This window comes from Bradyrhizobium sp. cir1 (assembly GCF_014198245.1).
Lineage (GTDB): Bacteria > Pseudomonadota > Alphaproteobacteria > Rhizobiales > Xanthobacteraceae > Bradyrhizobium.
On record NZ_JACIHE010000016.1, the window covers coordinates 181,328 to 189,650 of the forward strand.

Sequence of the window (8,323 nt, forward strand, 5' to 3'; positions counted from 1 at the left end):
GCGATCAGTATTTTTCCAGCGAGCGACCGACCACGCCGTTGACGTCCTTCTCCGGCGCGATGTCGGTCGTGTAATAGCCGGCGGCCTTCTTCGCGGCGATCTCGACATGGGCGTCGGCCGGGATCAGCTCCAGCGGGATCGGCACGCGCTCGACGATGTCGATGCCTTGCGAGGTCAGCGCGTCGTATTTCATGTCGCTCATCGACAGGAAACGGTCGATGCGCTTGAGGCCGAGCCAGTGGATGGTATCCGGCATCAATTGCTGGAAGCGCGCGTCCTGGACGCCGGCGACGCATTCGGTGCGCTCGAAATAGGCCGCGGCGGCGTCGCCGTCCTCCTGGCGCTTGCGCGCATTGTAGACCAGAAATTTCGTGACCTCGCCGAGCGCGCGGCCCTCCTTGCGATTGTAGACCACGAGCCCGAGCCCGCCCTCCTGCGCGCCGCGCGCGGATTCCTCGATGCCGTGGATCAGGTACGGCCGGCAGGTGCAGATGTCGGAGCCGAACACGTCGGAGCCGTTGCACTCGTCATGCACGCGGCAGGTGATCTTGGTGCGATGGTCCGGTAGTTTTGTCACATCGCCGAACAGATAGACGGTGGTGCCGCCGATCGGCGGCAAAAACACCTTCATGTCCGGCCGGGTCACGAGCTCCGGGAACATGCCGGCGGTCTGCTCGAACAGCGTGCGCCGCAGCTCGGTCTCGCCGGTGCCGAAGCGTGCCGCAAGACCGGGCAGGTACCAGACCGGATCGATCGCGATCTTCACCACGGAGACGCTGCCATTGGCGTGCACGACCTCGCCGTCGGCGCGCAGCCGCTTGGCCGCCAGCGCTTCGCGGATCTCCGGCAGGTCCAGCCGCGCCCGCGTCACCGCGATGCTGGGGCGGATGTCGGCGCCCTCGGCGATCTCCTGGCGGAAGTTTTCGGCGACGAGATGCCCCCAGGGATCGAGCGCGACGATCTTGGTGGGATCGCTCCATTGCGGGAATGGCCCGATGGTCGCGGCGGGGAAGGTGTTGGTGAGGTCGGGGCGGCGAATCGGATCGAGTGCGCCAGCGGAGACGGCGAGCGCCCGGTACATCGCATAGGAGCCGCCATGGCTGCCGATCACGTTGCGATCTCCAGTGCGCGACACCGTGCCGATGATCGGCCCGCGGGCGCGCGCATCGGCTGCGCCCCAATGGATCGGAAAGGCGGCCTTCCTGCCCGGCTCCGGATGGGAGGTCAGGCGGATGTGGTCGGTACGGTTCGCGCGGCTCATGTCCAGGCTCCCAAAAAGCCAACGGCCCGCCGCTCGGACGGGCCTGGCTCGCTGGCGTTGCCGGTGCGGACCACCGGCGACGCAAGCTCAATCCAACATATTGTAGCGGCCGGCGACGACAGACAAGTTAATCGTGCCGCACCAAGCAGGCGATCATTGCCAAATTCCTGTCATCGGCTGGCCGGCCCGGCTCGCCTGAATGCCATGCCTTACTTGCCGGCCGGACCTTGCCGTTCAACCGTTGCGACAAATCTAAGATTTTGAAATAGTTATGCTTTTCTTGTTTTCAAGAGGGCGCCATGTCAGCTGCGCCACCGGCGGCCGTGGGCTGGACCAAATCTGCATAATCGGACAAAGCGTACGGATCGCTCTGCCCCCGGAGACTGCCATGCCTGCCGCCAGCTACATCGATCCCCGTAACGGAAAGCTCTATCCCCTCGACCAGCCGCGCTGGTGCTCGGACGAGCGGACGCCGCTGCTGGTGACGCCGGGGGCGGGGATCTCGCGCGAGGACATCGATAGACGCGCGCGGTCGCTGTGGCGCTACCGGGCGGCGCTGCCGGTCGAGATCGCAAAGCCGATCTCACTCGGCGAAGGCTGCACGCCGCTGGTCCAGCAGAATTGGGGCGAGCTGCGCCCGTTGTTCAAGCTCGAATGGTTCAACCCGACCGGCAGCTTCAAGGACCGCGGCTCCTCCGTGATGCTGTCCTTCCTGCGGCAGATCGGCATCTCAGCCATTCTGGAGGACTCGTCCGGCAATGGCGGCTCGTCGATGGCCGGGCTCGGTGCCGCCGGCGGCTTGCGCGTGAAGATCCTGGCGCCCGCCTCGACCTCGCCGGCCAAGATCGCGCAGGTGCGCGCTTACGGCGCGACGGTGCAACTGGTCGAAGGCCCGCGCGAGGAATCGGAAGCCGAGGCCATCCGCCAGTCGAGCCAGACTTTTTATGCCAGCCACAATTGGCAGCCCTTCTTCCTCGAAGGCACCAAATCGCTCGCCTATGAAATCTGGGAGAATCTCGGCTTCCGCGCCCCCGACAACGTCATCGTCCCCGTCGGCGCCGGCAGCAGCCTCTTGGGATGCGCCTTCGGCTTCCGCGAGCTCCTGAAAGCCGGGCAGATCTCGAAGCTGCCGCGCCTGTTCGCAGCGCAGCCGCAGAACTGCTCGCCGATCGATGCGAGCTTCAAGGCCGGCGTCGACACGCCCGTCGCGCGCGAGGTGCACAAGACCATTGCCGAAGGCACCGCGATCAAGAACCCCCTGCGCCTGCGCGAGATCATCGCCGCCTTGCGCGAGAGCGGCGGCGGCACCGTCGCGCTCACCGAGGACGAGATCGTCGCGGCGCTGCGCCGTCTTGCCCGGCAGGGCCTGTTCGCCGAGCCCACCAGCGCCAGCGCGGCGGCCGCGCTGGACAAACTGTCCGCGGCTGGATCGATCAAGGCAAACGAGACCACGGTCGCGGTCCTCACCGGCACCGGGCTGAAGGCTGCGACCACTGTCGCCGATCTCGTGCAGTAGGGCCCTTGTGCCGCGGAGCCACGCGAACGCGTTGAACCTTCGGTGTCCGTCGCCAGCCTCATGAAGATCGAGCTCGCGCAAAGGGAGAGTTCCATGACCGCGCAGGATCCGTTTGCAGGTTTCAAGGCCATCCAGAAGGAAGCCTGGTCGCTGTTCACGCCGATGGAGGTTTTCACGACTCCGGCCGCGGCCAAGCTGGTCGGTTTTGCCGGCGTCGCCGCCGGCCAAAAGCTGCTCGACGTCGGATGCGGCACCGGCGTTGTCGCGATCACGGCGGCACGGCGCGGTGCAAAGGTCAGGGGTCTCGACCTCTCGCCGGTTCTGATCGAGCGCGCCCGCGAGCACGCGCAACTGGCAAAGCTCAATGTTGACTTCGCCGACGGCGACGCCGAAAGCCTGCCCTATGGCGACAACGAGTTCGACGTGGTGCTCAGCCAGTTCGGCCACATGTTCGCGCCGCGCCCGGACGTTGTCATCGGCGAGATGCTGCGCGTGCTGAAGCCCGGCGGCACCATCGCCTTCTCCACCTGGCCGCCGCATCTCTATGTCGGCCGGATGTTCGCGCTGGTCGGCCGCCATCTGCCGCCGCCCGAGGGCGTCGTATCACCGGTGTTGTGGGGCGATCCGAAGATCGTGGCCGAGCGTCTCGCGGGGAAGACGAACGATCTCTCTTTCGAGATGGACATGATGACGCCGTCCACACTCAGCCCGCAGCATTTCCGCCGCACCATGGAAGCGACGATCGGGCCTTTGATCAAGCTCGTCGCCCAGTACAAGGACGAGCCTGACAAGCTCGAAAGCTTCCGCGCCGAGTTCGAGGCGCTGATCTCGGAATATTTCGACCCCAGCCAGAACGTGATGCGCCAGCAGTTCCTGATGTCGAAGGCCAGGAAGGCGTGAGGCGCGATCGAGGGTGAACGCGAGGTCTTGCCTACCCTCCTTGATCCTCATCCTGAGGGCCCGCCTACGGCGGGCGTCTCGAAGGATGGCCACAGGGAAATCGCTCCCATATGCGATTGCCCTCCTCCGCAAGGGGAGGGCAGTGCACCTCACTCCTTCAGATCATTCACCCGCTTCACCCAGCTGCGCACATCCGCGAGCACTTGCGGCAGCACGGCCTTGACCTCCTGAACCGTCATGCCCGCCTTGATGCGGGGGTCGTAGAGCAGGTTGAGGATGTACTGGTCGTAGACGTCGAAATAGCCCATCGAGACGTTGTCGTTGAACATGGTCCAGGGCACGCTGGTGGTGTCGTTGATGGGCCCGAGCGATTGCAACAGCTCCTCATAGGCGCAGTCGAGGAAGGTGAAGTCGCCGTTGTCGACGGTGAGGATGACGTCGGAATGCTCGATCTCGAAATTGTCGTTCTTGCGGAAGCCGGACAGGCATTGCGGGTCGAGCGAGGTGCGGATCTCGCGCGCTTTCTCCAGGCCGTAGAAGCTGGTGAGGGTGCGGAACAGATCGCGGTCCCTTACCAGCTTGACCCGCACATTCGCCGCCTCGCTGCTGTCGATCATGGTGATGTCGAGATGCTGCACGCGCTTGCCGATGTCGGCGACGACTTTTGCGAGCTGGCCCTTGCGGTCGGCCCGGTCGCCGTCGGCGAACACGCGCACCGGCCCGTCGAACTTGCGGATGCGGTCGACGCGGCCGGCGAGGTGATATTCGGCGCCGAACGCGGTCTTGAGAAAACCCTCGACGATCTCGTTGTCGGAAAAGCTTTTCCTCTCGGCGCGCTGGCGCGAGGCGATCGCGGGCAGCTCGCCCGCGGCGGCCATGGTAGCGGTGTCAGGCACGCAGGTGAGGGTTGCGAGCGCCAGCAGGGCGATGCGAAGGGCAGCCGAGGGCAGGTCCAATGCGCTCATCGTTGTGCAACGCTGCCGTATTCGCGTCGCGCACACAAGAGCGCAAATTCACGCGCCCTGCGGGTTCCTGCTGTGGCCGGTCAGTTGTTCAGCACCACCACGGTGGTGCCGACCGAGACGCGGCTGTAGAGGTCGGTAACGTCGTCATTGGTCATGCGGAAGCAGCCCGAGGAGACCGCCTGGCCGATCGTCTCCGGCTCGTTGGAGCCGTGGATGCGGTAGAGCGTCGAGCCGAGATACATGGCGCGGGCGCCGAGCGGATTCTCGATGCCGCCCTTCATGTGGCGCGGCAGGTCGTGCCGGCGGGCCAGCATCTGCGACGGCGGCGTCCAGTCCGGCCATTCCTTCTTGGCGGTGATCCTGTGCACCCCGCCCCAGCGGAAGCCGTCACGGCCGACGCCGATACCGTAGCGCAGCGCCTGGCCGTTCTGCAGCACCAGGTAGAGCCGCCGCTCGGACGTGTTCACCACGACCGTGCCGGGGGCGTAACTGCCGTTGTACATGACGGTGGTGCGGGGGATCGGGCTCGAGCCGCCGCGGAAGAAGTTCGGGCCACCGCCCATGATGTCGCGCGAGTCGAACTCCTCGGCGAGCGCGCCGCCGGCCGTGGCGGTCAAGAGTGCGATGGCGGCAATCGGCGCGGCAAAAAACCGGATCATTGTTTCCCCCGGAAAAAAATTCGATTCAACTGAGGTCACAGGCCATATTTGCGGGCTTTCCGCAAGCCACGCCCCCGTGAGGCAGGCCATGCTTAACGAATGGCGTTACCAAATCGGCAACGCCGCCAGTTTGCCGGAAAACGTTAGCCAAACAAGCGCGGGGCAGGGCCGCGATGCCCCCTATTGCTTTGACGCGGCCTGCGAACAATGATTGATCGGACGGATCAATCGAAATCGCCGGTTGCGGGAGCAAAAAGAATGAACGGTGCGGAAAGCCTGGTGCGGACGATGGTCAAGGGTGGGGTCGACGTCTGCTTCACCAACCCCGGCACCTCCGAGATGCATTTTGTCGCAGCGCTCGACCGCGTGCCCGGCATGCGCTGCGTGCTCGGCCTGTTCGAAGGCGTGGTGACGGGCGCGGCCGACGGCTATTTCCGCATGAAGGGCACGCCGGCCTCGACCCTGCTGCATCTCGGCCCCGGCCTCGCCAACGGCCTTGCCAATCTGCACAACGCCAAGAAGGCCAATTCCGGCATCGTCAACATCGTCGGCCAGCACGCCGTCTACCACATCGACTACAACGCGCCGCTGACCTCCGACATCGAGGGGCTGGCCCGGCCGATGTCGTCCTGGGTCCGGACCTCGCCGAACTCCAGATCGGTCGCCGCCGACGGCGCCGCGGCAATTGCCGCTGCCAAAAGCGCGCCGCCGCAGATCGCGACCCTGATCCTGCCCGCCGACACCGCCTGGAACGAGGCCGACGGCATCGCCGAGGTGCCGGCCGAGCAGCAGCGCGCCAGCTATTCGCCGCAGGCGGTCGAGAAGGCCGCCAAGATCCTGCATGGTGACGGCGAGGGCACGCTGCTGTTGATGACTGGCAGCGCCCTCAGCGAGCAGGGCCTGGCGCTGGCCGAGCGCATCGCGGGCAAGACCGGCTGCACCGTGATGGGCCCGACCTTCCGTCCGAAGATGGCGCGCGGCCGCGGCCGCTTCTCGATCGACCGCATCCACTACGTGATCGAGAACGCGCTGCCGATGCTGGCAAAATTCCGTCACATCGTGCTGGTTGAGTCCGACGATCCGGTGGCGTTCTTCGCCTATCCGAACAAGCCGAGCATGCTCAAGCCCGAGGGCTGCGAGGTGCATCGCATGACCTCCTGGGGCGAGAATTCCGTCGCAGCGCTCGAGGCGCTGGCCGGTGCCGTGAAGGCCAGCGCCAAGGACGTCAAGCCGCAGGCCTTGGCTGAGCTGGTCAAGCCGACCGGCGCGCTCACCTTCGCCTCGATCGCGCAGGCGATTGCCTGTGCTATCCCCGAGAACGCGATCATGGTCGACGAATCCCTCACCACCGGCCGCGGCTTCTTCCCGCCGACCGCGGCGGCGGCTCCGCACGACTGGCTGCAGAACATGGGCGGCTCGATCGGCTTCTCGACGCCGCTCTCGATCGGCGCGGCGATCGCCTGCCCGGACCGCAAGGTCATCACCATGGTCGGTGACGGCAGCGCGATGTACACGATCCAGTCGCTGTGGACCCAGGCGCGCGAGAACCTCGACATCGTCACCATCGTGTTCGCCAACCGCATCTACCAGATTCTGCGCGGCGAGTTCGACAATGTCGGCGCCGGCGAGCCCGGCCAGCGCGCCAACGACATGCTGCGCCTGGATCGACCGACGCTCGATTTCGTGGCGCTGGCCAAGGGCATGGGCGTGCCCGGCCGCGCCGTCACCAATGCCGACGAGCTCAACAAGGCGCTGGCGGAGGCCGTCGCCGAGCCCGGCCCGCGGCTGATCGAAGTCCAGATGTAGGGCGAAGCATCCAGGGCGCCGAAGGTCGGGAGGCACGATGCAGACCGAGCTGAACAAGGTGATCGCAGCGCTCCGGGACTTCTACGCCCACGAAGGATTCCTGTTCGAGAAGGACATCGGAGAGCGCGCGATCACGCACCGCTTCGCCGTCTATCTGGAGCGCCAGTTTTCAGGCTGGGCCGTCGACTGCAATTACGACCGGCTCGGCGAGCGCACGCTGCATCTGCCGCACGGCACCATCATCTCGACGGACGATCATCTGGGAAAGTCGATCTACCCCGACGTCGCCGTGCATCAGCGCGAGATTCCGAACAACCTGCTCACGGTGGAGATCCGCAAGGCGAGCAATCACACGCCGCTGGAGCACGACCAGCACAAGCTGAGGGCGCTCACCGACGTGCATGTCTGGTTTCCCTACTGGATCGGCGTGCTGCTGGTGCTGGACAAGCAGCATGTGACGATGTCGGAAGTCTATGTCAGCGGCCTCGTCGACGAGCCCCTGTCGCTCTGGTTCGCGGCGCGCCTTGCGGAGAGTGGTCTCGGGTGACGGGGGTCACCACGACGGATATCGTTCGTCGAGCCGGCATGTCCGACCTGGACGCTATGCGACTCCAATTGGAGAAAGCGCGATGATCCGTCGTGCCCACGTGTCAGATATCTCTCGGGTGGCTGCTCTATATTACGCGGTTTGGCACGAGACCCACGCTCCCTTCATGCCCCACGCAGAAATTGTCCGTCGGTCCATGGAATTCTTCATAGAAAGGATGACGGCACTTTTGCATTCAACTTTGCTAATAGAACTGAACGAAGAGATCGTGGCGTTTTCGGCGTGGAGAGGCCAGCTTTTGGGTCAACTTTTTGTAGCGATGCCACATCGAGGGACGCGCGTCGCGTCAAGTCTGCTGACAGCCACTGAAATTGAGATGGCCAAGGAAGGCATTGCCGAAGCAGAACTGCACTGTGTCGTTGGCAATGAACGTGCGCGCCGCTTCTACGAGAGAATGGGCTGGCATCACAAAGCGAACATGATGGAGCAGGTTGCCGGTGAGCACGGGCAAGTCGATGTCCCGTTCTGGTGCATGACCAAGGTTCTCACCATCTAGCACACGTCCATTGACCTCTGTCCAGCGGATGGATGGGTAACACAATAGACCGGATCGATAGGTGACAGTCGTTCATGGTTCGGTCCGCTGCGGCGCTGCGCTAGCGCAGCGCC

General features: G+C 64.9%; 8 protein-coding genes. 5 read left to right on the forward strand and 3 right to left on the reverse strand.

Translation table 11 applies throughout. From position 1 onward, the window contains the following. Positions 1-4: 4 nt before the first annotated feature. Positions 5-1,261, reverse strand: coding sequence for a GTP cyclohydrolase II (locus GGD63_RS27940; RefSeq protein ID WP_183246617.1), 1,257 nt, complete (start codon positions 1,259-1,261; stop codon positions 5-7). A gap of 388 nt (positions 1,262-1,649) precedes the next feature. On the opposite strand from GGD63_RS27940, the gene GGD63_RS27945 reads away from it, so the two are divergent. Then, positions 1,650-2,777, forward strand: a complete 1,128-nt coding sequence (locus GGD63_RS27945; protein ID WP_183246619.1) for a threonine synthase — start codon at positions 1,650-1,652, stop codon at positions 2,775-2,777. Positions 2,778-2,870: 93 nt separating this feature from the next. Continuing rightward, a complete protein-coding gene (locus tag GGD63_RS27950) occupies positions 2,871-3,677 on the forward strand; it encodes a class I SAM-dependent methyltransferase (RefSeq protein ID WP_183246621.1) in 807 nt (268 codons plus the stop codon). Positions 3,678-3,826: 149 nt separating this feature from the next. Here the strand turns inward: GGD63_RS27950 and GGD63_RS27955 are convergent, their stop codons facing one another. Further along, the gene (locus GGD63_RS27955; protein WP_183246623.1) at positions 3,827-4,642 is read right to left on the reverse strand and encodes a DUF2927 domain-containing protein; all 816 of its coding nucleotides are present in this window, start codon (positions 4,640-4,642) and stop codon (positions 3,827-3,829) included. 80 nt (positions 4,643-4,722) lie between these two features. Continuing rightward, a complete protein-coding gene (locus tag GGD63_RS27960) occupies positions 4,723-5,301 on the reverse strand; it encodes a L,D-transpeptidase (RefSeq protein WP_183246625.1) in 579 nt (192 codons plus the stop codon). Between the two features lie 258 nt (positions 5,302-5,559). On the opposite strand from GGD63_RS27960, the gene GGD63_RS27965 reads away from it, so the two are divergent. From GGD63_RS27965 to GGD63_RS27975, 3 genes are all read left to right on the forward strand, one after another. Further along, the gene (locus GGD63_RS27965; protein ID WP_183246626.1) at positions 5,560-7,107 is read left to right on the forward strand and encodes an acetolactate synthase large subunit; all 1,548 of its coding nucleotides are present in this window, start codon (positions 5,560-5,562) and stop codon (positions 7,105-7,107) included. Positions 7,108-7,144: 37 nt separating this feature from the next. Continuing rightward, positions 7,145-7,654 (forward strand): hypothetical protein, encoded by a 510-nt coding sequence (locus GGD63_RS27970; RefSeq protein WP_183246628.1) that lies wholly within the window; start codon positions 7,145-7,147, stop codon positions 7,652-7,654. Between the two features lie 82 nt (positions 7,655-7,736). After that, positions 7,737-8,210, forward strand: a complete 474-nt coding sequence (locus GGD63_RS27975; protein WP_183246630.1) for a GNAT family N-acetyltransferase — start codon at positions 7,737-7,739, stop codon at positions 8,208-8,210. The last annotated feature ends 113 nt before the right edge of the window (positions 8,211-8,323 follow it).